Raw genomic sequence first — 25,693 nt, forward strand, 5'->3', positions numbered from 1 at the left:
ATGACTGAACCCGGGGTCTCGGACTCCGGGTTCAGTCATGTACGGATACTCAGGCGCCCAGTCTGCGGCCCAGCGCGCTCGTCGCCGTCGAGCTCTGCATCGTGAACGCCACCGTCCCCGGCAGATAGCGGTCCTGCGACCACTCCACCGGCGTCCCCGCAGGGTCCGTGGAGTGCCGGCGCTCCCGCAGCAGCGACTCCCCGACCCGGCAGCCGAGCAGCTCCGCGTCGTCGGCGTCGGCCGGCACCAGGTCGATGGTGTGCCGCGCGTCGGCGAACAGCACGCCGTGCAGCTCCAGTTGCTCCGAGTGCGAGACCGTGTCGAGCGGCATCCCGGCCACCAGCACCCCGATCCGCTCCGGATACGTCGTCCGCTCCACCATCACCGGCGCGCCGGCGAGCGTCCGCAGCCGGCGCACCCGGTAGACCGGCGCGCCCTCCTCGACGCGCAGCTTCTCCGCCTCCTCCGCGTCCGCCGGCACCCGGTCCACCGCCACGATCCGGCCGCCCGGCTCCTCGCCGAGGGAGCGCGCCCAGCGCGTGAACGAGCGCAGCTCGCCGAAGCTGTGCAGCCGCGGACCGCCGAGGACCACCCGGCGCGAACCGCGCCGCGAGGTGATCAGGCCGTCCGTGCGCAGCGCGGCGAGGGCCTGGCGGACCGTCCCCCGGGACACGCCGTAGCGGCGGGCCAGTTCGTCCTCGGCGGGGAGCTTCGCCCCCGAGCCGTACTCGCCCGCCGTGATGGCGGTCCGCAGATCCCCGGCGACCTTCAGATACAGCGGCGTCCTGCCCCGTTCCTCACTCACAGGCCCACCCTGCCATGTGCGCGGCTCACCCGACCAGGGAGTTCAGCAGCTCGGGGTCGACCTCGGTCAGCGAGTCCGCCAGCGTGACGCCCGCGGTTCCGGCGAAGTCCACCAGCGGTTCCGTCGACGGCACGGCCAGCACCCGGCAGCCCGCGGCGACGGCCGAGGCGACGCCCGTCGGGCTGTCCTCCACCGCCACGCACCGCGCCGGTTCGGCGCCGAGCGCCACGGCCGCCGCCAGATACGGATCGGGCTCGGGCTTCGTGCGCGCGGTGTCCTCGGCGCCGAACAGCGCGTCGAACCGGTGCCCGTCCAGGGTGCTCGCCACCTGCGCGACGACCGCCCGCGGCGAGGCCGAGACGAGCGCCGTCGGCACCCGGCTCTCGCGCAGCGCCGCGAGCAGCCGCAGCGCGCCGGGCCGGGGTGCCGCCGCCACCGCGAGCCGGGCCGCGAAGTCCGCCCCCAGCTCGGCTGCCAACTCGTCGGCCGGTGCGTCCAGATGGGCGTGCAGCAGCTCGGCCGTGTCCTCGACCGACCGCCCCGTCACCGCCGTACGCCGCTCGGCGTCCAGGGTCCGGCCCCGGCGCACGGCGGCGGACTCCACCACGTCGAGCCAGACGCCCTCGGTGTCGACGAGCGTGCCGTCCATGTCGAAGAGGACCGCCTGAAGCCGCCTCACGCCGCACCTCCCGCGGAAGCGAGGAGCACGGGCCGCGGCCGGGGACGGACCGAGACGGCCGTGCCCGGGGCAAGACCGGCGGCCGCGTGCGTCGGAACGTCCGCCTTGACATCCGTACCGTCGGGCAGCGCGATCCGCAGCCGGGTCGTCGGGCCGTGGAACGACGTGCCGGTGACCTGTGCGGGGCCGCCGGCCGTCACCTCCAGGGCCTCGGGCCGCAGCAGCACCCGTACGTCCCCGGTACGCCCGTCCGGCTCCTCGACCGGCAGCGTCACCCCGAGTACCTCGACCTCGCGGCCGCCGTCGGCCGCCAGGCCCGGCACCCGGTTCATGGTGCCGATGAACTCCGCGACGAAGTCCGTCGCGGGCCGCTCGTACAACTCGGTCGGCGTGGCGCACTGTTCCAGCCGGCCGCCGTTCATCACGGCGACCCGGTCGGCCATCGACAGGGCCTCCTCCTGGTCGTGCGTGACGAACACGGTGGTGATGCCCAGCTCCAGCTGGAGCCGGCGGATCTCCTCCCGCAGCGTCACCCGCACCTGGGCGTCGAGCGCCGACAGCGGCTCGTCGAGCAGCAGCAGCCGGGGCTGCAGCGCGAGCGCGCGGGCCAGCGCGACCCGCTGCTGCTGACCGCCGGAGAGCTGGTGCGGGAAGCGGTCGCCGTGGCCCGCGAGGCCCACGAGGTCGAGCAGTTCGGCGGCGCGGGCGCGCCGCTCGGCGCTCCGTACCTTGCGCATCTTCAGCCCGAAGGCCACGTTGTCGGCGGCCGTGAGGTGCGGGAAGTGGCTGTACGACTGGAACACCATTGCCGTGTCACGGCGGTTGGCGGGCACCGGCACGATGTCCTCGCCGTCGAGCAGCACCTGGCCCTCGTCGGGGCGCTCGAAACCGGCGAGCACGCGCAGCGCCGTCGTCTTGCCGCAGCCGGACGGGCCGAGCAGGGCGAGGAGTTCACCGGGAGCGACGTCGAGGTCGAGGCCGTCGAGGGCGACGGAGGAGCCGAAGGACCGGCGCAGACCGCGCAGCTTGAGCGCCGCCCCGGTCCGCGTGGAGGTGTCGGTCACGGTCATGAGGTGGGGGTCTTTCCTCGGGAGGCCGCGGCGGCCTCGGACGGACGGGACGTGGCGGAACGGGACGTGGACGGGCGGGGGGAGCGCGGCGCGCGCCGGCGGCGGTTGCCCACGGTGGTCAGCGCGAGCAGCAGCACCCAGGTCAGCAGCAGGCTGAGCAGCGACACGGCCACAGAGAGCCGGGCGTCGGAGCCCGAGGCCTGCACGATCCACACCGCGAAGGGCTGGAAGCCGAGCAGCGAGGCGACCGTGAACTCGCCGAGGACCAGCGCCAGCGTCAAGAACGAGCTGTTCAGGAGCGCGCCGCGCAGGTTCGGCAGCACCGCCGAGACCAGCGCGCGGGGCCAGGACGCCCCGCAGTCCCTGGCGGCCTCCACCAGCGTGCGCAGGTCGACGGAGCGCAGGCCCGCGTCGAGCGCACGGTAGACGAACGGCAGCGCCATCACCGCGTACGCGAGGACCAGGACGAAGGGGAAGTCCGGGTTCTGCACGGCCACGAACGTCTGGTAGAGCGGGGTCGTGGACAGGTGCTCCGGGCCCCAGCGCAGTACGGTCCCGAGCCCGGCGGTCAGCGCCACCGGCGGCACCACCAGCGGCAGCGTGCACACGACCTCCAGGACCGGCCGCAGCCGGGGCGCGGAGAGCCGGGCCGCGACCGCCGCCGGGACGGTCACGAGCAGGACCAGCGCGACGGTCGCCGCCGCGAGCCCGAGCGAGAGCAGCAGACTGCCGGTGAAGCCGGGCGCGGCGAAGATCCTGGTGTACGAGGAGAGGGTGAGCCCCTGCCCGGGGATGTCCAGCGTGAACACGGCGGACGCGAGCAGCGGCACCAGGAAGTAGACCCCCGCGACCAGGAGGGCGACGGGACGTCCTAGGCGAGCCATCGGGTGCTCCTTCGCTGGAGGGGGAGGTGGACGGCCATCACGAGCGCCGCGACCACGACCATGTCGAGGCTCAGCGCGAGCGCCACGTTCTCCTGGCCGACCAGGACGTTGCCGGAGAGCGCGTCCGCGATCTGCAGGGTCACCAGCGGCACGGAGCTGCCGACCATCGCCGCCGCCGTCGCGTACGCGGCGAACGCGCTGCCGAACAGCAGCACGAAACCGCCGAGCAGGGACGGCAGCAGCACCGGGATGCCGACGTGGCGCCAGTACTGCCAGGCCGTCGCCCCGTTGTCGTGGGCCGCCTCGCGCCACTGGACGCGCAGTCCGTCGAGCGCGGGCGCGACGGTCAGCACCATCAGCGGGACCAGGAAGTACAGGTAGGTCAGGGCCAGGCCCCAGAACCCGTACAGCGACCAGCCGTGCTCGTCCAGGCCGAACTCGGTGGTGAGCACGCCCGCGTTGCCGAGGGTGGCGACGAAGGCGAAGGCGAGCGGGACACCGCCGAAGTTGGCGAGCACCCCGGAGGCGGTGAGGACGGCCTCGCGCAGCGCCCGGCCGCGCGAGGAGACCACGGCCTGGGCGAGGAAGAGCCCGAAGACGGTGCCGGCGGCGGCGGTGAGCGCGGAGAGCTTGACGCTGCCGAGCAGCGCGGTGGCGTACGCGCCGTCGACCGACCGCTCCAGGTTGTCCAGGCCGTACCCGCCGTCGGCGACCGTGAAGGCGCCGTCGGTCATGGCGAGCGCGGGCAGCCCGAAGGCGAGCGCGACGAGCAGGAACAGCGGCAGCGCGGCCGGCCAGGCCGTCTGTGGGCGGCGCTTTTCGCGCTTCTGCTTCGCTGGGGTGGGGCCCGTGCTCTTGACCAGCGTCAACGCTGTGGGGGAGCCGTCGGCCATGGGGGAGCCGACGGCCCCCGGCCCCGCCGGGGCGGCCGGGCGCGTGGTGGACGCGCCGACCGCCCCGGACGGGGTCGTGGAGGAGTGCGGAGTCATCGAGGCGTCACCCGGAGACGGCCGCGGCCCAGCCCTGCGACAGGGTCTCCTTGGCCTTGGCGGTCTGCTGCTCGGTCGGGAACTTCGGGGTGCCCGCGACCTTCGGCAGCGCGGCGGCGGCCGTCTTGTCCAGCGTGCCGTCGGCCTCCATGGCCGGCATCAGGACGGGCCGGGCGAAGCCCTTGAGCCACAGGTTCTGGCCCTCGGGGCTGTACAGGTACTCCTGCCACAGGCGGGCGGCCGCCGGGTGCGGGGCGTCCTTGTTGATGGCCTGCGAGTAGAACTGGGCGTAGACGCCGTCCGAGGGGACGGCGACCTTCCAGTCGATGCCCTTGGACGCGAACTGCTTGGCGTACCCGGCGTTCAGGTAGTCCCAGTCGATGGAGATGGGCGTCTCGCCCTTCTCGATCGTGGCGGGCGTCGACTCGACCGGGTTGTAGTTGCCGTTCTTCTTCAGCTTGCCGAAGAAGTCGATGCCCGGCTTGATGTCGTCGAACGAGCCGCCGCCCGCGAGCGCAGCCGCGTACACGCCGCCGAAGGCCGAGCCGGACTTGGTCGGGTTGCCGTTGAGGGCGACCTTGCCCTTGTACTCGGGCCCCAGCAGGTCGGCGAAGGTCTGCGGGCAGACCTTGACGCGCTTGGCGTCGCAGCCGATGGAGACGTAGCCGCCGTAGTCGTTGAACCAGCGGCCCTGCGCGTCGCGCTGCGTCTCGGGGATCTTGTCGAAGGCGGCGACCTTGTACGGCGCGGTCAGGCCCTGCTCGCCGGCGGCCTGCGCGAAGGAGGCGCCGAGGTCGAGCACGTCGGGGGCGCGGTCCTGGCCCTTGCGGGACTTGACCGCGTTGATCTCGTCCTGGCTGGAGCCGTCGGGGTTCTCGACGGTCACCTTGATGCCGTACTTGGCGGTGAAGCCGTCGATGATCGCGCCGTAGTTCGCCCAGTCGCGCGGGATGGCGATCGCGTTGAGCGTGCCCTCCTTCTTCGCGGCGGCGACCAGGGCGTCCATGCCGCCGGCTTCGGTGGCGGAGGTGGCGGTGGCGAGGTTCTTCCCGTCGGCGCCTGCGGCGCCCTTCGTGGGGGCGGCGCCACAGGCGGTGAGCGACAGGGCGGTCAGGCCGAGGGCACCGAGCAGGACGGCGGCGCGGGCAGGGGAGGTCACGCGTACTCCATGGGGGAAGGGGAGCGGGGCCGAGATGTGTGAACAACTGTTGTCCATACAACTCCTGCATTACGGGGGGTCACGATGACCCTTCGGTGAACGCGGGGCGAAGCCCGCCCTTCGATTCCCCGGCGGAACGGGTTACCCGCGAGTTCGCGGGCGCGGGGCGGCTCTCCCGGGCCGGGGCCGGCTCTCCCCAAGGGCCGGGCCCGGCTCTCCCCGCCCCGCTCTTCCCGCTCAGCGGGAACCCCCTATGCCGTTCCGGAACACCTCGGCGTACGGTCCAGCCACTCCCGATTCCCTCCGAGAGAGGACACGCGATGAGCGACGCCACCGGAGCCGTCCTCGAGGCCGTCCGCGCCCTCGCCCCCGCCCTGCGCGAGCGGGCCGCCGAGGCCGAGGCCGCCCGCAAGGTCCCCGAGGACTCCGTCAAGGAGCTCGCCGCGACCGGATTCTTCAGGCTCCTCCAGCCCCGCGCGTACGGCGGCCACGCCGCCGACCCCGTCGTCTTCTACACGGCCGTCAAGGAGATCGCGAAGGCCTGCGGCTCCACCGGCTGGGTCGCCTCGGTCGTCGGCGTCCACCCCTGGCACGTCGCCCTGTACGAGCGAGAGGCGCAGGAGGAGGTGTGGGGCGCCGACCCCGACACCCGGATCTGCTCCTCGTACGCCCCCACCGGCAAGGTCACCCCCGTCGACGGCGGCTTCACCCTCACCGGCCGCTGGCACTTCTCCTCCGGCTGCGACCACACCGACTGGGCCCTCCTCGGCGGCCTCGTCACCGACGCCGACGGCCGCCCCGTCGACATGCGCACCTTCCTCGTCCCGCGCACCGCCTACCGCGTCGACGAGGTCTGGGACACCGTCGGCCTGCGCGGCTCGGGATCCAACGACATCGTCTGCGAGGACGTCTTCGTCCCCGAGCACCGCGCGCTCAGCTTCGGCCCGGTCACCGCCCTCGACGCGCCCGGCCTCGCCGCCCACCCCGAGCCGCTCTACCGGCTGCCGTACGCCTCCGTCTTCACCACCACCATCTCGACCCCGATCGTCGGCATCGCCGAGGGCGCGTACGAGGGCCATGTCGCCGCCACCCGCGAGCGGTTCCGCGTCAGTTACGGCCAGCAGGTCGCCGAGGACCCCTTCGCCCAGGTCCGCATCGCCCGCGCCGCCGCCGACATCGACGCCTCCTGGCTCCAGCTCACCCGCAACATGACCGAGCTGTACGAACTCGCCCGCGCCGGCGCGCCGTTGCCCATGGAGCTGCGCGCCCGGGCCCGCCGCGACCAGGTCATCGCCACCGAACGGGCCGTCGCCGCCGTCGACCTGCTCATGGAGAACGCCGGCGGCAGCGCGATGCGCGCCGGCCCCAACCCGGTCCAGCGCGCCTGGCGCGACGTCCACACCGGGCGCGGTCACGCGGCCAACGACCCCGAGCGGGCCCTCGTCCTCTACGGCCAGGCCGCGCTCGGCCTCGACATCCAGGACACGATGCTGTGACCACCGCGACCGCGCTCACGTACGAGAGCACCTCCCGGACGGTGAAGGCGGGCGGCCTCACCCTCCACTTCCACGAGGCGGGTCCCGCCGACGCCCCCGCCGTGATCATGCTCCACGGCGGCGGCCCCGGCGCCTCCGCCTGGTCCAACTTCGGCCGCAACCTGCCCGTGTTCGCCGAGCACTTCCGTACGCTCCTGGTCGACCAGCCCTGCTTCGGCCGCTCCGACAAGACCGCGCCGGACCGCGACTACTTCTCCTTCAGCGCCCGCGCCGTCGCCGCCCTCATGGACGAACTCGGCTTGGACAAGGCCCACTTCATCGGCAACTCGCTGGGCGGTGGTACCGCCACCCGGCTCGCGATCGACCACCCGGACAAGGTCGACCGGCTGCTCCTCATGGGCCCGGGCGGGATCTCCGTCAACCTCTTCTCGCCCGACCCGACCGAGGGCATCAAGCGCCTCTTCGCCTTCAACGCCTCGCCCGCGCCGAGCCGCGAGCAGATGCGGGAGTTCCTGCTCACGATGGCGTACGACCCGGCGATCGTCACCGACGCCTTCGTCGAGGAGCGGTACGTCCAGGCCACCGACCCCGACGCCCGGCTCGGCGCGGCCCGGATGGGCGCCGCCTTCGCGACCTGGCCGCAGGAGTCGCAGCTCTGGCGCGAAGGCCACCGCATCACCCGGCCGACCCTGCTCACCTGGGGCCGCGAGGACCGCACCAACCCGCTCGACGGCGCGCTCGTCGCCCTGCGCACCATCCCCGACGCCCGGCTGCACGTCTTCCCGCACTGCGGTCACTGGGCACAGGTCGAACGCTTCGACGACTTCAACCGCCTCGCCCTCGACTTCTTCAAGCGCTAGGTCGTGTCCGGAAAGTCTGGCCTGGCTCGCGACGCCCGGCACGCACGCTCGCCGCGTTGCCGACATGCCCACGTAGCTCCGCTACGAGGGCATCCCGGCGCCTTGCGATCGCACGCACCGGACGCCGCGAGCCCCGCCCTTCGGGCGGACGACCATACTTTCCGGACACTCCCTAGCGCCAGGCCCCGCTTCTCCTCGCGTCAGGCACCCCGCTCCTCCTCGCGTTAGGACCCGCCTCCCATGGACATCCGCTCGCTCGGCTACCTCCGCATCGAGACGACCTCGCTCGCCGACTGGCGCGCCTACACCCTCGACATCCTCGGGATGGCCGAGGCCCAGGACTCCTCCGACACCGTTCTGCACACCCGGATCGACGACCGGATCCGCCGCCTCAGCTTCGTCGCCGGGACCACCGACCGGCTGCTCGCCGCCGGCTTCGAACTGCCGAACGCCCGCGCCCTCACCGAGGCCGCCGAGGAGCTCGAAGCGTCCGGCTTCCCCGTCAAGCACGCCGACGAAGCCACCCTCGCCGAGCGCCGCGTCCAGGGCCTGATCCACGTGGACGATCCGGCGGGCAACCCGCTGGAGCTGTACTGGGGCCAGGCGCAGGACCACAGCCCGCTGCCCGCCCGCTACGGCAACCGCTTCGTCACCGGCGCTCCGAACGGTCAGGACCTCGGCCTCGGCCATGTCGTCCTGCCCGCCCCGAACATGGACGAGACCGTCACCTTCTACGAGCACCTGCTCGGCTTCCAGCTCCGCGACCGGATGAAGCTCCCGCCGGTCGCCGTCCCCACCGGCGAACCCGGCCAGGACTTCTACTGGATGAACTTCCTGAGCCCCAACGCCCGCCACCACAGCCTCGGCCTCTACCCGGGCGCGCTGCCGCCCGGCATCGTCCACTTCATGGTCGAGACCGACTCCCTCGACGCCGTCGGCTACTGCCTGGACCGGATGAACGCGGCCGGCATCCCCATCGCCTCCACTCTCGGCCGCCACTCCAACGACCGCATGGTCTCCTTCTACGCCCAGGCGCCCGGCGGCTTCCAGGTCGAGTACGGCTGGGACGGACTGCTCGTCGACCCGGCGACCTGGACCACGAAGGAGATCACCTCCGACAGCCTCTGGGGCCACCGTTGGAACGGCTGATGAGGGAGGTCCTCGGCCACTTCGCCAGCGGCATCACGGTCGTCGCCGCCCTCGACGGCGACGGCCGGCCCGCGGGCCTCGCGGTGCAGTCCTTCGCCTCCCTCTCCCTCGAACCGCCGCTCGTCCTGCTGTGCGTGGCGAAGACCTCCACCAGCTGGCCGGCCGTCCGGGCCGCAGGGCACTTCGGGATCTCCATCCTCGCCGAGGACCAGCGCGCGGTGTGCGCGTCCCTCGGCCGCCCGGGATCCGACAAGTTCGCCGGCGTCGACTGGACCGCGAGCGAGGACGGCGCCGTCCGCATCGAGGGCGCGCTCGCGACCCTGCACTGCGCGGTCCACGCCGTCCACGAGGCCGGCGACCACCACGTCGTCACGGCCAGGGTCCTCGCCCTGGAGGCCCGCGACGACGGCACACCGCTCCTCTACTACCGCAGCGACTACGCGACAGGGGTGTTCGGATGAGCCCGCAGCAAGGGCGGAGCCCGCAGCAGGGGCAGAGCCCGGAGCAAGGCCAGGAGTACGACGTCGTGGTCGTCGGCTCCGGGGCCGCCGGCTTCGCCGCCGCGATCACCGCACGGCTGCGCGGCCTGACCGTCCTCGTCGTCGAGAAGACCGACCGCTACGGCGGCTCCACCGCCCTGTCCGGCGGCGCGATCTGGGTCCCGGGCAACCACCACCTCGACGAGGCCGGCCTCGGAGACACGTACGAGAAGGCCCGCGCCTACCTCGACGCGACCGTCGGCGAGCGCGTGCCCGCCGCGCGCAAGGACGCCTACCTCGCCCACGGGCCGCGCATGGTACGGGAGTTCCACGACCGCACCCATGTCCGCTTCATGTACACGCCCGGCTACGCCGACTACTTCCCCGAGGCCCTCGGCGGCATGGCGCAGGGGCGGTCGGTCGAGCCGCGGATCGTGGACCTCGAGCGGCTCGGACCGCTCGCGGCGACCATGCGCCGGGCCGGCCTCCCCACGTACGGGCTGACCATGACCTCGTACGACTTCCGCTTCCTCAACATGATCGCCCGCACCTGGGCCGGGCGGCGCGCCTCGCTCCGGGTCGGCGCGCGGGCCGTCGGCGCCCTGCTCACCCGGCGCACGCTGCTCTCCCTCGGCGAGGCGCTCATCGCCCGGATGCGGCTCTCGCTGCACGAACTCGGCGGCGAGCTCCGCCTGAACGCCCCGCTCGCCGGACTCCTCGTCGAGGACGGCCGGGTCGCCGGGGTGGAGCTGGCCGACGGGCGGACCGTACGGGCCCGGGGCGGTGTCGTCCTCGCTTCCGGAGGCTTCTCGCACGACCAGGCGCTCCGCGAGAAGCACCTCCCGGCGCCCACCTCGACGGCCTGGACGCACGCCTCGGAGGGCCAGACCGGCGACGCGCTGCGGATCGGCGAGGAGCTGGGCGCGGCGACCGACCTGCTCGACAAGGTGTGGGGCGCGCCGTCGGTCTGCCCGCCGGGCGAGAAGCCGTTCTTCCTCGTCGCCGACCGGGGCATCCCGGGGATGGTGATCGTGAACGCGGCGGGGGAGCGGTACGCCAACGAGGCGGCGCCGTACCACCGGTTCGTCGACCGCATGTACGCCTGCGACCGGCCCGAGGCGACGACGGTCCCGTCCTGGCTGATCCTCGACGCCCGCTCCAAGGCGCGGTACATCTTCGCCGGGCTCTTCCCGGGCCGGCCGTTCCCCAAGCGGTGGGACGGATTCGTCCAGCGGGCCGGGACGGTGGAGGAGCTGGCGCGCCGGATCGGGACCCCCGCCCTGGAGGCCACGATCGCCCGCTTCAACGGCTTCGCCGCGCGCGGACGCGACGAGGACTTCGGGCGCGGCGACTCCGCCTACGACCGCTACTACGGCGACCCGACGCTCCCGAATCCGAACCTCGCGCCGCTGGACAAGGGCCCCTTCTACGCCGTCCCGGTCCACCCCGGCGACATCGGCACCAAGGGCGGCCTGGTCACCGACGGCGACGGGCGGGTGCTGCGCGAGGACGGCGGCGTCATCGCGGGCCTGTACGCGGCCGGGAACTGCTCGGCGGCCGTGATGGGGGAGACCTATCCGGGACCGGGCGCGACGATCGGCCCCGCGATGGCGTTCGCGTGGGCGGCGGTCAACGACATCGCGGGGTCGTCCACTCCAGGCGGGTCCTGACCCGGGGGTCCTCGATGAACTCGACGGCGGCGAGCGCGGTGTCCCGTGCGGTGCCCTCCGGGTCCCCGTCGGCGAGGAGCGACGCAAGCACCTCGACCGCGCGCGGATCCTGACGCATCGCCAGACCCCGGGCGGCCTCGGCCACCGCGTCCTCGTCGTCGTCCGCGAGCCGCGCCACGAGCGCCTCCCGCAGGACGGGGGTGTCCTCGGGCACCTCCGCGAGCGCGAGCGTCGCCCAGTCCCGTACCCCGTGGTCGTGGTCCCGGCTCAGCGCGACCAGGGTCGCCACGGCCACCGGGTCCCCGGCGGGCACGGGCCCGGTCAGCGCGCACCCGAGCGCACGCCGTACCTCGATGTCGGGATGGCCGGCCAGGCTCAGCAACTCGGGCAGTGCCTGCGGCTCCCCGTACTGGCCGAGCGCGACGACGACGGAGAGCGCGGGCTCGCGGGCGGTGCCGGGCGTCGAGGGTCCTTCGCCGCGCGCCGCCTGGGCCGCCAGGCGGCGCAGGACCGGCAGACCTCGGGGCGTGAAACCGTCGAGGGCGCCCAGGACACGGGCGCCGAGGGCGCGGCGCAGCGGGTCCTGGCTCGCGCACCACGCGGACGCGGCCCGGAAGGACTCCTCGTCGTCGCGGGCGCCCAGCGTGCGCACCGCCTCCTTCCAGTCGTCGAGGTCCGGGTCGCCGCAGCGCAGCGCCCGCGCGGCCAGCTCCTCGGGCGGGACCCGTACCCCGAGCGCCCGCTCCAGGAGCGTGGCGATCGCGGCGTGCCCGGTCTGCTGCTCGTTGCCGCTGCTCGGCGCGCCGTCCGCCCGCAGCACGTCCACGACGACGGTCACCCCGCCGTCCTCCCGCACCCGCCGCACGACGGTCTCGGCCGACCCCTCGGGACCGCCGGCCGCGGGCCCGCCCGCGTCGAGCAGCCCGCGCCGCAGCTCCTCCGCGATGTCCACGCCGATCCACCGCCGCGCCTCGCGCAGCGCGTCCTCGGCCGGGCCCGCGCCGAACTCCAGGAGCGCCCGCACGCTCGCCGGCGAACCGCGCCGCGCCGCCGCCACCAGCGGCGGCAGCCCGTCGGGCCCCGGCCGGCTCGGCGCGGCGCCGTGTTCCAGCAGGAGCCGTACGGTCTCCGCGTGCCCGAGCCGCACCGCCCAGTCCAGGGCCGTGAAGCCGTACGCCTCCGACTGGTCCGCCGCCGCCCCGGCGGCCAACAGCGCCCGCACCACTTCCGCGTGCCCGCCGCAGGCCGCCCCGCACAGCGGCAGGTCCCCGGCCTCCGCGCCGCTGCCCCGCCCGGGATCCGCCCCGGCGGCGAGCAGCAGCCGGACGGCCCCCGGCTCGTTCGCGACGGCCGCCCGGTACAGCGGGGTCTCCCCCTCCTCGTCGGCCGTCTCGGGGGAGGCCCCGGCCCGCAGGGCGCGCACGACGGCGTCGTCCCCCTCGTGAATCGCCTCGAACAACGTGCTCATGCGCCGACCTTCACCCGAAGGACCCGTAGGGCGCAAACAGGTATATCCGCCTGGGCGCTTCGCGCTACGCGTCGCACTCCAGAACCGTCCCGCACCCCCCGCACCTGGCGCGAACCCGACGCCCCGTCGGCACCCGCAGCCGCTGCCGGCACACCGGGCACGGGAAGGAGACCCGGGCCGAGGCCCCGTTCCCCTCGAAGGCGTACGGAGCGTCCGCCCCGGCCCGCCCGTAGCGGCGGTCCTTCGCGTACCGGTGGCGCGCCGCCCACCCGGCCGCCGCCAGCGGGGGCCGCCGGAAGTCCCGGGCCGCCTCCTCGCGCCCCCGGGTCCACGCCTCGTACGCCCGCGGGCTGGTGAACCAGGGCGAGGGGTCCTCCCCGAACACCTCCGCCCGCTTGGCCAGCACGTATCCGAACTCCTCCGGCGTCAGGTACCCCAGCTTCTGGCTCGACATCCCGTCCTGGCGGAACGCGTCGAGCAGCAGCCAACCGGCCCCCAGATAGGTGGTCACCACATCGGTGAGGATCTCGTTGTCCCGGGTGCCGGAGAAGCCGAGATCGAGGCGGTGCAGCAGTACGTGGGTGACCTCATGGGCGAGCGCCGCACCCACGTCCGCGCGGTGGTCGCGGAAGCGGTCGTTCAGCTCGACGAAGTACTCCGGACCGGCCGCGAGTTCGACGGTCGCCGCATGACGCATCGTCCGGAAGCTCACGATCATCCGCGCCTCGGGCAGCCGCAGGTGGTGGACCAGGGCCCTGGCCACCCGCTGCGCTCCGAGGTGGAGGTCCTCCTCGTCGGAGAAGGCCACGGCCGCCGCGGGCACGCTCGCCGCGTACTGCCGTACCCCGTCCGCCGAGAGCCGCCGGTACAGCGCGGTGATCGCGGCACGGACCGTGGCGAGGTGGGGAAACCCGTGCACGACCCGGTCGGAGGCTCCGGATCCGCCGGACGCTCCGGACCCACCGGCTCCCTCGGCTCCGCTTCCGTTCGGCACGACTCACCCCCTTCCTCCCACTGTACGAGGCCACCGCTCGGAGCCCCGGAGCTGGCCGAAATCGTGCCCTTGTGGCCCCCGGCGGGCGATGTCCATAATCCGGACCAAGCCTTGACGGGCACATGCCATCAAGGCCAACCCCCCACGAAAGGCAGACACTTGAAGAAGAACAGGTTCGTCCGCGCCCTGCAGAGAATCGCCGCGGCCGGCGCCGTCGTCCTCGCCGCCGTCAGCCTCCAGCCGTCCACCACGGCCTCCGCCGCGCCCGCCCCCGTCGTCGGCGGCACCCGCGCCGCGCAGGGCGAGTTCCCCTGGATGGTCCGGCTCTCCATGGGCTGTGGCGGCTCGATGCTGACCCCGCAGATCGTCCTCACCGCCGCCCACTGTGTGAGCGGCTCCGGCAACAACACCAGCATCACCGCCACCGTCGGCGTCGTGGACCTCCAGTCCAGCGCCGCCATCAAGGTCAAGTCCACCAAGGTCCTCCAGGCCCCCGGCTACAACGGCTCGGGCAAGGACTGGGCCCTGATCAAGCTGGCCTCGCCGATCACCTCGGTGCCCACCCTGAAGATCGCCGAGACGACCGCGTACAACAGCGGCACGTTCACCGTCGCCGGCTGGGGCGCGGCCCGCGAGGGCGGCGGCCAGCAGCGCTACCTGCTCAAGGCCACCGTCCCGTTCGTCTCGGACACGGACTGCGCCAAGTCCTACGGCAGCGACCTCATCAAGGGCGAGGAGATCTGCGCCGGCTTCACCCAGGGCGGCGTCGACACCTGCCAGGGCGACTCGGGCGGCCCGATGTTCCGCCGCGACAACGCCGGTGCCTGGATCCAGGTCGGCATCGTGAGCTGGGGCCAGGGCTGCGCCCGCCCGAACTACCCCGGCGTGTACACCGAGGTCTCGACCTTCGCGGCCCAGATCAAGTCCGCGGCGGCGACCCTCTAGTACGGAGCCGTCGTGAGTACGCGGCTGCCGTGAGCACGTAGCTGTCGTACGAACCGCGCGTGAGCGGGTACGGGGCACCGCCGCCCCGTACCCGCTCACGCACGTTCACGTCCCTCGTACGGGGTTCACACCAGCCGTACCGACTCCGCCGCCCCGCCCTCCAGTTCGAGCACCCACACCTCGTTGGCGCCCTCCCGGAGCACCGGGCCCGGCACGAACAGCGACTCCTGCGGGCCGACACCCCAGTACCGGCCCAGGCAGAAACCGTTCACCCAGACGAAGCCCCGCACCCCGCCCGGCAGCGAGAGCGCCGCGTCACCCGGACCGGCCACCTCGACCACGGCCCGGTACAGACCCGGTCCGCGCACCTCCTCGGCGGCCACCGGCCGGAACGGGACCTTCGCCACCGCCGCCGCCTCGAAGGCGTCGAGCCGCAGCCCCTGCGCCCGTACCCCGTGCACGTACTGCCGCTCGTGCCGGACCCCGCCCGTGATCCCCTTCGGCTCCGCCTGCCGGGGCCCGTAGTTGACCCGCCCCAGCGACTCCACCCACAGCTCCACGACCGCGGGCCCCGCGACCGGCTCGGGCAGCGCCTCCTCCTCCGCGGTCAGCACGCCCGCCCGCACCCCGTCCACGTACACCACCGCACGGTCCCGCAGCCCGGTCACGACCAGCGGATACGGCTGCCGGGGCCCGGGGACCTCCAGCCGGTAGCGCACCACACCCCGGTCCACCCCCAGCTCCTCGAAGGTCGGCGGCATCGGCGTCACCGACTCCTCGTCGCCGAGGACCTCCAGGACCTCCGCGAGCGGCGCCCACTCCGCGAACTCCGCCGCCGCCGGCCCCGCGAGCCGCCGCGGCGGCTCCGGCACCTCCGGCAGCGGCCCCTCCGCGTATGCGGCGAGCACCTCGCGGAACCGCCAGAACTTCTCCGTCGGCAGCCCCGCCTCGTCGACCGGCGCGTCGTAGTCGTACGAGGTCACCGTCGGCCGCAGCTCGCCCTCGTGCATCCCACCGTCCCGGTTCGCCCCGGCCCAGCCCGCGAAGTTCGTGCCGCCGTGCGCCATGTAGACGTTCACCGACGCCCCGCACTCCAGGATCTCCCGCAGCGCCGCCGCCGCGTCCTCCGCGTCCCGTACGGAATGCTCCGTACCCCAGTGGTCGAACCAGCCGCACCAGAACTCCATGCACATCAGCGGCCCCCCAGGCTGGTGCCGCCGCAGCGTCGCGAACGCCTCCCGCGCCCCCGAGCCGAAGTTCGCCGTCGCGAGCACCCCCGGCACCGAGCCGCCCGTCAGCATGTGGTCCTCCGGGCCGTCCGAGGTGAACAGCGGCACCTCCACCCCGCAGTCGAGCAGCAGCTCCGCGACCCGGCGCAGATACCCCTGGTCGGAGCCGTAACTCCCGTACTCGTTCTCCACCTGGACCATGATCACCGGACCGCCGCGGCCGACCTGCCGCTCCACCACCTGCGGAAGCAGCATGCGGAACCAGCGCTCCACATGGCCCAGATACTCCGCGTCGGCCGACCGCACCCGCCGCCCGAGGGGCCCCGTCAGCCAGTGCGGCAGCCCGCCGTTCTCCCACTCGGCGCAGATGTACGGACCCGGGCGCACGATCGCCCACATCCCGGCGGCCGCCACCGCGTCCAGGAAACGGCCGAGCGCGGCCACGTCCCCGTACCGGCCGGGCTCCGGCTCGTACAGGTTCCACGGCACGTACGTCTCGACACAGTTGAGGCCCATCGCGCGGAGCATCCCGAGCCGATGCCCCCACTGCTCCTCGTGCACCCGGAAGTAGTGCAGCGCCCCCGACAGCAGCCGTACCGGCCGGCCGTCCAGCAGAAAGTCCTCGTCACCCACAGCGAACGTGCTCATGCGCTCACCTTCGCCCTCTGGCGGTGGGCCGGTCCATGGACAAAGATCGTCGCTGTTTGGACGGAAGAACGTTCCTGCGGCGGGGGGACGGAACGCGGCAGAGAGGCAGGCGACGGCCGATGTACCACACCTGGATGCGTTACTTCACGCCCAGCCCGGTCCACCACCGCCTCGGGCTCGTCTGCCTCGGCGTCGGACTCCAGCACGGCACCCTGCCCACGGTCGGCCCCCGCACCCTCGACCACCACGTGGCCGTCGTCATCAGCGCCGGCAGCGGCTGGTACCGGGGCACCGACGGCCGCCGCACCACGATCACGGCACCCGCCCTGATCTGGCTCACCCCCGGCACCCCCCACCACTACTCCGCCGACCCCGACACCGGCTGGGACGAGGCCTTCGTCGACTTCGCCGGACCGGCCACCACCACCTACACCGAACTCGGCTACATCGAGCCCGACCGGCCCGTCGTCCCCCTCTGCGACGCCGCGGGGCCGCGCGCCGCCATCGGCCGCATCGCCCGCGCCGCCCGCCGCGGCAACCCGCTCCTGGAGGTCGAGACCGGCGCCGCCGTCCACGAACTCCTCGTCGCCCTGCGCCGCGCCCGCGCCGACACCAACGCCGACGGCGACCCCGTCCTCACCGCCCTCGCCCGCGACGCCTTCCAGCCGCTGTCCGTCGCCGAACACGCCGCCCGGCACGGCATGACCCAGGCCGAACTCCGTACCGCCGTCCGCCGCGCGGCGGGCTGCAGCCCCAAGGACTACCTGCTCACCATCCGGCTCGGCCGCGCGAAGGAGCTCCTCGCCGCCACCGAACTGCCCGTCGCCGCCGTCGCCCGCCGCATCGGCTACGACGACCCCGCCTACTTCTCCCGGCTCTTCACCCGCAGGGTCGGCACCGCACCCGTCCGCTTCCGCGAACAGCAGGGCAGGGCCGTCCCCGGCGGCTGGAGCGACCGCATCCCGGATCCCGAACACCCACCGACGATCGCCTCCCGATCCGTCTAAGCTCGCTGCTCATGAGCGAGATCGACGAGTCCGTGGCGACGGAACTGACCAGACTGCGCGAAAGCATCGACAACATCGACGCGGCGGTCGTCCACATGCTCGCCGAGCGCTTCAAGTGCACCCAGCAGGTCGGCGTCCTCAAGGCCCGCCACCAACTTCCCCCGGCCGACCCGGCCCGCGAGTCCCGCCAGATCGCCCGGCTGCGCGAACTGGCGGAGAACGCGAAACTGGACCCGGCGTTCGCCGAGAAACTCCTGAACTTCATCATCGCCGAGGTGATCCGCCACCACGAGACCATCGCGGACGGAACCCAGAACTGAGCCCAGGGCAGAGCCCCGGCGAACCGAGCCCGGGGCCGAGCCCCGCGGCGAACCGAGCCCGGGGCCGAGCCCCGCGGCGAACCGAGCCCGGGGCCGAGCCCCGCGGCGAACCGAGTCCAGGGCCGAGCCCCCGCCGTGGCGGCCGGCCCCCGGCTCGACAGGAACAGGAACAGGAACGGAGCAGTCGGATGCATCGCGTCACCGTCTTCACCCTCGGCGGCACCATCTCCGCACGCGGCGGTGACGCGAGCCGCATGACCGGTACCGAGGTCCTCGCCGGTCTCGGCGCCGGCATCGCGGGCGGCCTCGACGTCGAGCTGCGCGACTTCCGGCGCCTCCCCAGCTCCTCCCTCTCCTTCGAGGACCTCGCCGCCCTCGCCGACGAGGTCCGCGCGACCCTCGCCACCGGCTCCGGCGTCGTCGTGGTCCAGGGCACCGACACCCTGGAGGAGACCGCCTTCCTCCTCGACCTGCTCTGCGAGACGCCCCAGCCCGTCGTCGTCACCGGCGCCATGCGCCGCCCCGACCTGCCCGGCGCCGACGGCCCCGCCAACCTCGCCGCCGCACTCGCCGTCGCCGCCGACCCCGGCTGCGCCGGCCTCGGCGTCCTCGTGGTCCTCGCCGACGAGATCCACGCCGCCCGCCTCGTCCGCAAGACCCACACCACCTCCGTCACCACCTTCGCCTCCCCGGGCGCAGGCCCCCTCGGCAGCGTCGTCGAGGGCGAGCCCCGCATCCTGCTCCGCCCCGCCGGCACCAGCGCCATCCACCCGCTCCGCTTCGACCCGGCCGTACGCGTCGCCCTCGTCACCCTCTCCCTCGGCGACCGCGGCGAACTCCTCGACGACCTCGACACCCGCTTCGACGGCCTCGTCCTCGCCGCCTTCGGCGCCGGCCACGTCCCCACCTGGCTCGTCGACCCCCTGGAACGGCTCGCCGCCCGCATCCCCGTCGTCCTCGCCTCCCGCACCGGGGCGGGCGCCACCCTCACCCACACCTACCGAGGCCCCGGCTCCGAGCACGAACTCCTCCACCGCGGCCTCATCCCCGCAGGCCCCCTCGACCCCGCCAAGGCGCGCCTGCTCCTGCACACCCTGCTCTCCACCGGCGCCAAGAGCACCACCGGATACGACCGCCCCGGCATCACCGCCGCCTTCGCCCACGTCACGGGCGCGGGCCTCGCCTGACCGCCAGGGCCTCCAACACCGCGCTGAGCTGTCAGCGGAACCCCCGTGCCCCGCCGCCACCCCATCGGGCAGCATGGCCCCATGCCCGTACTGACGCGCGAGGAAGCGCAGACCCGTGCCCACCTCCTCGACATCCAGCACTACGCGGTCGACCTCGACCTCACCACAGGCGACGAGACCTTCGAATCCACGACCGTCATCCGGTTCACCGCCCGCACCGCCGGCGACACCTTCGTCGAACTGAAACCGGTCACCCTCCACTCCCTCCACCTCGACGGCGAGCCCCTCGACCCCGCCGCCCTCGACGACAACCGGGTCCCCCTCAGCCTCACCGTGGGCGAGCACGAGCTCCGCGCCGTCACCACCATGCGCTACAGCCGCACCGGCGAAGGCATGCACCGCTTCACCGACCCCACCGACGGCGAGTCGTACGTCTACACCCAGCTCTTCATGGAGGACGTCCAGCGCGTCTTCGCCGCCTTTGACCAGCCCGACCTCAAAGCCGTCTTCGAGCTGACCGTCAAGGCCCCCGACAGCTGGACCGTCCTCGCCAACGGCATCACCGAACAGCAGGCCGACGGCCGCTGGAAGGCCGCCGCCACCCCCCTGCTCTCCACCTACTTCGTCTGCGTCGCCGCCGGCCCCTGGCACTCCGTCCGCACCGAACACGCCGGACTGCCCTTCGCGATCCACTGCCGCCGCTCCCTCGCCCCCCACCTCGACGCCGACGCCGACGAGATCCTCGACATCACCAAGGCCTGCTTCGACCGCTTCCACGAGAAGTTCGACGAGCCCTACCCCTTCGACTCGTACGACCAGGCCTTCGTCCCCGAGTTCAACGCCGGCGCCATGGAGAACCCCGGACTCGTCACCTTCCGCGACGAGTTCGTCTACCGCTCCGCCGTCACCGTCACCGAACGCCAGACCCGCGCCATGGTCATCGCCCACGAAATGGCCCACATGTGGTTCGGCGACCTCGTCACCCTGCGCTGGTGGGACGACATCTGGCTCAACGAGTCCTTCGCCGAGTACATGGGCTACCAGACCGTCAACGAGGCCTGCGCCGACCGCTTCCCCGACACCTGGATCGACTTCGGCATCGAGCGCAAGGCCTGGGGCTACGACGCCGACCAGCGCCCCTCCACCCACCCCGTCGCCCCCGACCCGGACGCCGTCCCCGACACCGCCTCCGCGCTCCTCAACTTCGACGGCATCTCCTACGCCAAGGGCGCCTCCGCCCTGCGCCAACTCGTCGCCTGGATGGGGGAGAAGGACTTCCTCGCCGGCATCAACACCCACTTCAAGCGGCACAAGTTCGGCAACGCCACCCTCGCCGACTTCATCGACAACCTCGCCTCCGCCACCGACCGCGACGTCCACGCCTGGGCCGAGCAGTGGCTCCGCACCACCGGCGTCGACACCCTCACCCCCGAACTCGGCGGCGACGAGACCCGCACCACCCTCACCGTCCACCACGACGGCAGCCGCCCCCACCGCATCGCCGTCGGCGTCTTCGACCGCGACCTCGTCGACGGCCGCCGCCTCGTCCCGCGCGAACACGTCGAGATCGACGTCCCGCAGACCGCGCCCCTCGACCTCCCGGGCCCCCGCCCCACCCTCGTCGTCCTCAACGACGGCGACCTCACCTACGCCAAGGTCCGCCTCGACGACGACTCCCTGAAGACCGTCGTACGCGGCCTGGCCGGCATCCCCGACGCCCTCACCCGCGCCCTCGTCTGGAACACCCTGCGCGACATGGTCCGCGACGGCGAACTCGACCCCCGCGCCTACCTGGCCACCGCCGACGCCCACCTCCCGGACGAGAAGGACCTCGCCATCGTGCAGGGCGTCCTCGCCTTCGCCCGCACCCACATCGCCGACCGGTACCTCCCGGCCGACGACCGCCCCGCCGCGCTCGCCCTCCTCAGCGGCCTCGCCCGCGACCTCCTGCGCCGCACCGAGGACGGCGACAACCCCGGACTGCGCCTCATCGCCGTCCGTACGTACATCGGCAGCGCCACCCAGCCCGACACCATCGCCGGCTGGCTCGCCGACGGCAGCGTCCCCGGCGGCCCCGAGATCGACCCCGAACTGCGCTGGCGCATCCTCGCCCGCCTCGCCGTCCTCGGCGCCCTCGACAACGCCACCATCGACTCGGAACTGGCCCGCGACCCCAGCGCCACCGGCCAGGAAGGCGCCGCCCGCTGCCGCGCCGCCCTCCCCACCCCCGAGGCCAAGGCCGCCGCCTGGTCGGCCCTCTTCGACACCGACGACCTCTCCAACTACCTCTTCACCGCCACCGCCCAAGGCTTCTGGCAGCCCGAACAGGCCGACCTGGTACGGGAGTACATCCCCCGCTACTACCCTGCCGCCACCGCACTCGGCGCCCGCCGAGGCGCCGCCATCGCGGAAGCCGCCGGCCGCCACGCCTTCCCGGCCCACGCCATCGACGCCGACTCCCTCGCCCTGGGGGAGGCCCACCTCACGGACGAGGACCTCACCCCCGCCCTCCACCGCAAGCTCGTCGACCAACTCGCCGACCTCCGCCGAGCCCTGAAAGTCCGCGACGCCTGACCGAGCCCGCACACGGGGACGGCGGTTCGACCTCACCCACCGGAGAGGTTGAACCGCCAACAGGACCCGCCGACGGCACGGACGCATAGTGGGAGAAGGGGCACCCTGCTCACCCACCCACTCCCGCAGGCGTCTGCGAGGCCCTCATGCCGTACCTCAGCATCAAAGGCGAATTCCGGCTCGTGGACACGCGCCCGGACGGCAGCGTCGTCGGGACCCGCCCGGACGGCGACACGGTCCGCTTCTACCCGGACGACCCGGCCGTCTGGAGCACCGTCCCCGGCCCCCACCCCATCGTGATCCGCGGCCCCGGCGGCGCCAATCTGCGCCTTGAGGGCATCGACGCCCTCGAAACCCACTTCAAACCGCCCTTCGTCAGCGGCCCCGAGCTGCACCAGCCCAAGATCCCCGCCGACGCGGCCGCCGCCGAGCTGCTCCGCCTCCTCGGCTTCGACCCCGTCCAGCGCACATCCAACGGAACGGTCAAGGCCCCCACCAACCCGACCGCGGTCCGCGGCTACGTCCTCACCCGAGGAGCCGACAAGCCCGGCCGCTGCATCGCCTTCACCGGCCCCGGCGACGGGCCCCAGGCGGGCCCGAACGGCGAAGTCTTCGTCACCCCCGAGATGGTGCGCGACACGGTCAACCACCAGCTGCTCGCCAAGGGCTTCGCCTACCCGATCTTCTACCGCACGCTCTTCCCCGACCTCCGCGCCGAGCTCACCGCGACGGCCACGAAGGCCCGCACGGACGGCGAGGGCGTATGGCCGCTGGACAAGACCCACAGCAACACGCTCGCGGTCGAGCCGCCCGACGTCGACAAGGACGTCATCTACCCCAAGTTCTTCCGCCGGCTCGGCGAGTACGTGCTCGAGAACGACGGGAACCCGGCACTGGGCGGCTTCCTCGACTACCTCCGCCGCAAGGCCGACCGGTTCACCATCCTCTCCACCGGACACTTCAGCACCGGCCTCGACCTGATCATCGAGGTCGACGACGGCAAGGTCCGCTGGACCCACCCGGTCGAGGACATCGTCTACGACGAGTGAGCGCCGGAGCGCGGGGGCGCCGGCACCCCGGTAGCCCCCGCGCTCCGGCCGCCATCCCCCGTTCGGATTACCCCGGCACACTCACCGGACAAACCCACAAAACCCCCGGCAGGGTGGTGCCATGTGTGCCGCGACCACCCCGAACACGCCGCCCCTCGCGAGCGACACCACCGCCCTGCGCCCCCTCCTGGACACCGTCCTCACCGCCCTCCACGAGGGCACCGCGGCACGCGGCGGCCCCCTCCCGCCCGGCGGCCCCGACCAGGTCACCGCCCGCGTACGCGAAGCGCTCGGGGACCCGCTCCCACCCCACGGCACCGACCCCGCCGCCGCCCTGCACGCCCTCACCCGCGCCCTCGCCGAAGGCGCCGCCGACCCCGCGCACCCCCTCTGCGCCGCCCACCTCCACACCCCGCCCCTCGCGCTCGCCGCCGCCGCCGACCTCGCCGCCTCCGTCCTCAACCCCTCCATGGACTCCTGGGACCAGGCCCCCGCCGCCTCAGCCTTCGAAGCCCTCCTCACCGAGGCCCTCGCGGCCACCGTCTACCCCGGAGCGGCCACCCGCGAGGCCCCGGCCACCACCCGCGAGGCTCCGGCCGGCACCCGCGCCACCCCTGACGCCCCCACCCCCGACGCCCTCGTCACCACCGGCGGCACCGAGGCCAACCAACTCGCCCTCCTCCTCGCCCGCGAGCGGCTACAGCGCCTCCACCCCGGCCACGCCCTCCAGACCGTCGTCGGCGCCAACGCCCACCACTCCTTCCACCGCGCCGCCTGGCTCCTCGGCCTCCCCGAACCCGTCACCGTCCCCACCCCCAACGGCACCCTCGACCCCGTCGCCCTCGACGAAGCCCTCACCGACCTCCACGGCCCCCTCCTCGTCGCCGCCACCGCCGGCACCACCGACACCGGCCGCATCGACCCCCTCCCCGAGATCGCCGACCTCTGCGACGCCCACCACGCCGACCTCCACATCGACGCCGCCTACGGAGGCCCCCTCCTCTTCAGCGACACCCACCGCCCCCTCCTCACCGGCCTCGACCGCGCCCGCACCGTCACCCTCGACCTGCACAAACTCGGCTGGCAACCCGTCGCCGCCGGACTCCTCGCCGTACGCGACAAGAACGACCTCACCGCCCTCACCCACACCGCCGACTACCTCAACGCAGCCGACGACACCGAAGCGGGCCTCCCCGACCTCCTCGGCCGCTCCCTGCGCACCACCCGCCGCCCCGACATCCTCAAGATCGCCGTCACCCTCCGCGCCCTCGGCCGCAGCGGACTCGGCGCCCTCGTCGACCAGGTCCACGCCCTCGCCCACCACCTCGCCGACCTCATCGACAAGACCCCCGGCCTCCAGCTCTACGAGCGCCCCACCCTCACCACCGTCCTCTTCCGCCCCACCGACGCCGACGACACCACCGTCGCCGCCATCCGCCGCACCCTCCTCACCGAAGGCCGCGCCGTCCTCGGCCGCGCCCACGAAGACGGCCGGCTCTGGCTCAAAGCCACCCTCCTCAACCCCCACGCCACCCCCGGCGACCTCCAACACCTCCTGGACCTCGTGGAAGGCAGCACCGACCGATGACCGGCAGCACCCCACACCACCCCCACCCCCAGCAGTCCCCCCACGACCCCGACCAGCCCCACGACCTGGTCGGCATCGGCATCGGCCCCTTCAACCTCTCCCTCGCCGCCCTCGCCCACGGCGTCCCCGGCGGCCTCGCCACCGCCTTCTACGAACAGAGCCCCGCCTTCCACTGGCACCCCGGCCTCCTCATCGAAGGCGCCACCCTCCAAGTCCCCTTCCTCGCCGACCTGGTGACCCTCGCCGACCCCGCCAGCCCCTGGACCTTCCTCAACTACCTCCGCAGCCGCGAACGCCTCTTCCCCTTCTACTTCGCCGAGAGATTCCACATCCAGCGCGCCGAGTACGACGCCTACTGCCGCTGGGTCAGCGACCAACTCCCCGGCCTCCACTTCGGCCACCAGGTCGACTCCGTCCGCTGGAACCCCGAACGCGCCCTCTTCGAAGTCGACTTCACCCAACTCGACGCCGACGGCCAGGCCGAAGCCCTCGGCCGCACCTACACCCGCAACGTCGCCCTCGGCGTCGGCACCGAACCGTACGTACCCGAACCCCTCAAACCCCTCGCCGACGCCCCCCACGTCCCCGTCATCCACTCCGCCGACTACCTCGACCACCGCGCCCGACTCATCGCCGCCGACCACGTCACCGTCATCGGCTCAGGACAATCAGGCGCCGAAATCTTCCTCGACCTCCTCCGCGCCCGCCCCGCAGGAGCCGAGAAGATCCACTGGCTCACCCGCACCGAAGCCTTCGCCCCCATGGAGTACTCCAAGCTCGGCCTCGAACACTTCACCCCCGACTACACCCGCTACTTCCACGCCCTGGCCGAACCCACCCGCAACGAACTCCTGCCCCGCCAATGGCAACTCCACAAAGGCATCGACACCGACACCCTCACCGCCATCCACGACGAGCTCTACCGCCGCACCCTCCACGGCGGCTGGCCCGACGCCGTCCTCACCCCCGGAGTCCGCGTCCGCACCGCCGGCCGCGTCGCCACCACCAAGGTCGAACTCCACCTCGAACACCTCCAGCAGGCCACCCGCTCCCGCCTCACCACCGACGCCGTCGTCCTCGCCACCGGCTACCGCGAACGCCCCGTCGACCGCATGCTCGCCGGACTCGACCCCTACCTCCGCCACGACTCCGCCGGCCGCGCCCGCATCGACACCGAGTACCGCCTCGTCCTCGACGCCTCCGTCACCGGCTCCGTCTACGTACAGAACGCCGAAAAACACACCCACGGCGTCGGCGCCCCCGACCTCGGCCTCGCCGCCTGGCGCAGCGCCACCATCCTCAACACCCTCACCGGCAAAGACCCCTACCCCCTGCCCCGCCGCACCGCCTTCACCACCTTCGGCCTCGAACAGCGAGAGGCGCCACGCATCCCGGCCCAGAGCCAGGCGCTGACGCCCCTCACACAGAACTGAAACCGCAGGCG

General features: G+C 73.3%; 22 protein-coding genes. 13 read left to right on the top strand and 9 right to left on the bottom strand.

Annotated features, from left to right (window positions below; translation table 11 throughout):
- Positions 1-49: 49 nt before the first annotated feature.
- From AB0F56_RS26555 to AB0F56_RS26580, 6 genes are read right to left on the bottom strand one after another with little or no spacing between them, the layout of a single operon-like run.
- Complete coding sequence (locus AB0F56_RS26555) at positions 50-805, bottom strand: GntR family transcriptional regulator (protein ID WP_362013925.1); 756 nt, start codon at positions 803-805, stop codon at positions 50-52.
- Positions 806-830: 25 nt separating this feature from the next.
- Positions 831-1,484: an HAD family phosphatase gene (locus AB0F56_RS26560; protein ID WP_362013927.1), complete on the bottom strand. Its 654-nt coding sequence runs from the start codon at positions 1,482-1,484 to the stop codon at positions 831-833.
- The gene (locus AB0F56_RS26565; protein WP_362013929.1) at positions 1,481-2,554 is read right to left on the bottom strand and encodes an ABC transporter ATP-binding protein; all 1,074 of its coding nucleotides are present in this window, start codon (positions 2,552-2,554) and stop codon (positions 1,481-1,483) included. The genes AB0F56_RS26560 and AB0F56_RS26565 overlap by 4 nt, the downstream gene beginning before the upstream one ends.
- Positions 2,551-3,438, bottom strand: coding sequence for an ABC transporter permease subunit (locus AB0F56_RS26570; protein WP_362013931.1), 888 nt, complete (start codon positions 3,436-3,438; stop codon positions 2,551-2,553). The genes AB0F56_RS26565 and AB0F56_RS26570 overlap by 4 nt, the downstream gene beginning before the upstream one ends.
- Positions 3,426-4,427, bottom strand: a complete 1,002-nt coding sequence (locus AB0F56_RS26575) for an ABC transporter permease subunit (RefSeq protein ID WP_362013933.1) — start codon at positions 4,425-4,427, stop codon at positions 3,426-3,428. The genes AB0F56_RS26570 and AB0F56_RS26575 overlap by 13 nt, the downstream gene beginning before the upstream one ends.
- 7 nt (positions 4,428-4,434) lie before the next feature.
- Positions 4,435-5,586 carry an extracellular solute-binding protein gene (locus AB0F56_RS26580; RefSeq protein ID WP_362013935.1) on the bottom strand — a complete coding sequence of 384 codons (1,152 nt, stop codon included), beginning with the start codon at positions 5,584-5,586 and terminating at the stop codon, positions 4,435-4,437.
- Between the two features lie 320 nt (positions 5,587-5,906).
- Here AB0F56_RS26580 and hsaA point away from each other — a divergent pair, with 320 nt between their 5' ends.
- The 5 genes from hsaA to AB0F56_RS26605 all read left to right on the top strand — a co-directional run bounded on the left by hsaA (position 5,907) and on the right by AB0F56_RS26605 (position 11,240).
- Positions 5,907-7,082 carry a 3-hydroxy-9,10-secoandrosta-1,3,5(10)-triene-9,17-dione monooxygenase oxygenase subunit gene (gene hsaA / locus AB0F56_RS26585; RefSeq protein WP_362013937.1) on the top strand — a complete coding sequence of 392 codons (1,176 nt, stop codon included), beginning with the start codon at positions 5,907-5,909 and terminating at the stop codon, positions 7,080-7,082.
- Positions 7,079-7,942, top strand: a complete 864-nt coding sequence (gene hsaD, locus AB0F56_RS26590) for a 4,5:9,10-diseco-3-hydroxy-5,9,17-trioxoandrosta-1(10),2-diene-4-oate hydrolase (RefSeq protein ID WP_362013939.1) — start codon at positions 7,079-7,081, stop codon at positions 7,940-7,942. The genes hsaA and hsaD overlap by 4 nt, the downstream gene beginning before the upstream one ends.
- 240 nt (positions 7,943-8,182) lie before the next feature.
- Entirely contained in the window at positions 8,183-9,091 is a 909-nt protein-coding gene (locus tag AB0F56_RS26595) for a VOC family protein (protein WP_362013941.1), read from the top strand.
- Entirely contained in the window at positions 9,091-9,552 is a 462-nt protein-coding gene (locus AB0F56_RS26600; RefSeq protein WP_362013943.1) for a flavin reductase family protein, read from the top strand. The genes AB0F56_RS26595 and AB0F56_RS26600 overlap by 1 nt, the downstream gene beginning before the upstream one ends.
- Positions 9,549-11,240 (top strand): FAD-dependent oxidoreductase, encoded by a 1,692-nt coding sequence (locus tag AB0F56_RS26605; protein WP_362013945.1) that lies wholly within the window; start codon positions 9,549-9,551, stop codon positions 11,238-11,240. The genes AB0F56_RS26600 and AB0F56_RS26605 overlap by 4 nt, the downstream gene beginning before the upstream one ends.
- Here the strand turns inward: AB0F56_RS26605 and AB0F56_RS26610 are convergent.
- Together AB0F56_RS26610 and AB0F56_RS26615 are read right to left on the bottom strand one after the other, a co-directional pair.
- Positions 11,200-12,708: an ankyrin repeat domain-containing protein gene (locus tag AB0F56_RS26610; protein ID WP_362013947.1), complete on the bottom strand. Its 1,509-nt coding sequence runs from the start codon at positions 12,706-12,708 to the stop codon at positions 11,200-11,202. The two genes, AB0F56_RS26605 and AB0F56_RS26610, sit on opposite strands and share 41 nt — an antisense overlap.
- A 64-nt stretch (positions 12,709-12,772) precedes the next feature.
- Positions 12,773-13,627, bottom strand: coding sequence for a hypothetical protein (locus AB0F56_RS26615; protein ID WP_362014155.1), 855 nt, complete (start codon positions 13,625-13,627; stop codon positions 12,773-12,775).
- A gap of 234 nt (positions 13,628-13,861) precedes the next feature.
- On the opposite strand from AB0F56_RS26615, the gene AB0F56_RS26620 reads away from it, so the two are divergent.
- Complete coding sequence (locus AB0F56_RS26620; protein ID WP_362013949.1) at positions 13,862-14,647, top strand: serine protease; 786 nt, start codon at positions 13,862-13,864, stop codon at positions 14,645-14,647.
- Positions 14,648-14,772: 125 nt separating this feature from the next.
- Here the strand turns inward: AB0F56_RS26620 and AB0F56_RS26625 are convergent, their stop codons facing one another.
- Positions 14,773-16,524, bottom strand: coding sequence for a beta-galactosidase family protein (locus AB0F56_RS26625; protein WP_362013951.1), 1,752 nt, complete (start codon positions 16,522-16,524; stop codon positions 14,773-14,775).
- A gap of 119 nt (positions 16,525-16,643) precedes the next feature.
- On the opposite strand from AB0F56_RS26625, the gene AB0F56_RS26630 reads away from it, so the two are divergent.
- The 7 genes from AB0F56_RS26630 to AB0F56_RS26660 all read left to right on the top strand — a co-directional run bounded on the left by AB0F56_RS26630 (position 16,644) and on the right by AB0F56_RS26660 (position 25,682).
- Positions 16,644-17,531 (top strand): AraC family transcriptional regulator, encoded by an 888-nt coding sequence (locus tag AB0F56_RS26630; protein ID WP_362013953.1) that lies wholly within the window; start codon positions 16,644-16,646, stop codon positions 17,529-17,531.
- Between the two features lie 11 nt (positions 17,532-17,542).
- Entirely contained in the window at positions 17,543-17,851 is a 309-nt protein-coding gene (locus AB0F56_RS26635; RefSeq protein WP_362013955.1) for a chorismate mutase, read from the top strand.
- A gap of 188 nt (positions 17,852-18,039) precedes the next feature.
- Entirely contained in the window at positions 18,040-19,038 is a 999-nt protein-coding gene (locus AB0F56_RS26640; RefSeq protein WP_362013957.1) for an asparaginase, read from the top strand.
- An 81-nt stretch (positions 19,039-19,119) separates the two neighbouring features.
- The gene (pepN, locus tag AB0F56_RS26645) at positions 19,120-21,612 is read left to right on the top strand and encodes an aminopeptidase N (RefSeq protein ID WP_362013959.1); all 2,493 of its coding nucleotides are present in this window, start codon (positions 19,120-19,122) and stop codon (positions 21,610-21,612) included.
- Positions 21,613-21,794: 182 nt separating this feature from the next.
- Positions 21,795-22,661: a nuclease gene (locus tag AB0F56_RS26650; RefSeq protein WP_362013961.1), complete on the top strand. Its 867-nt coding sequence runs from the start codon at positions 21,795-21,797 to the stop codon at positions 22,659-22,661.
- A 121-nt stretch (positions 22,662-22,782) separates the two neighbouring features.
- Positions 22,783-24,249, top strand: coding sequence for an aminotransferase class V-fold PLP-dependent enzyme (locus AB0F56_RS26655; protein ID WP_362013963.1), 1,467 nt, complete (start codon positions 22,783-22,785; stop codon positions 24,247-24,249).
- A complete protein-coding gene (locus AB0F56_RS26660) occupies positions 24,246-25,682 on the top strand; it encodes a SidA/IucD/PvdA family monooxygenase (protein WP_362013964.1) in 1,437 nt (478 codons plus the stop codon). The genes AB0F56_RS26655 and AB0F56_RS26660 overlap by 4 nt, the downstream gene beginning before the upstream one ends.
- Positions 25,683-25,693: the final 11 nt, after the last annotated feature.

It is taken from the genome of Streptomyces sp. NPDC026092 (assembly GCF_040638605.1).
Taxonomy (GTDB): domain Bacteria; phylum Actinomycetota; class Actinomycetes; order Streptomycetales; family Streptomycetaceae; genus Streptomyces.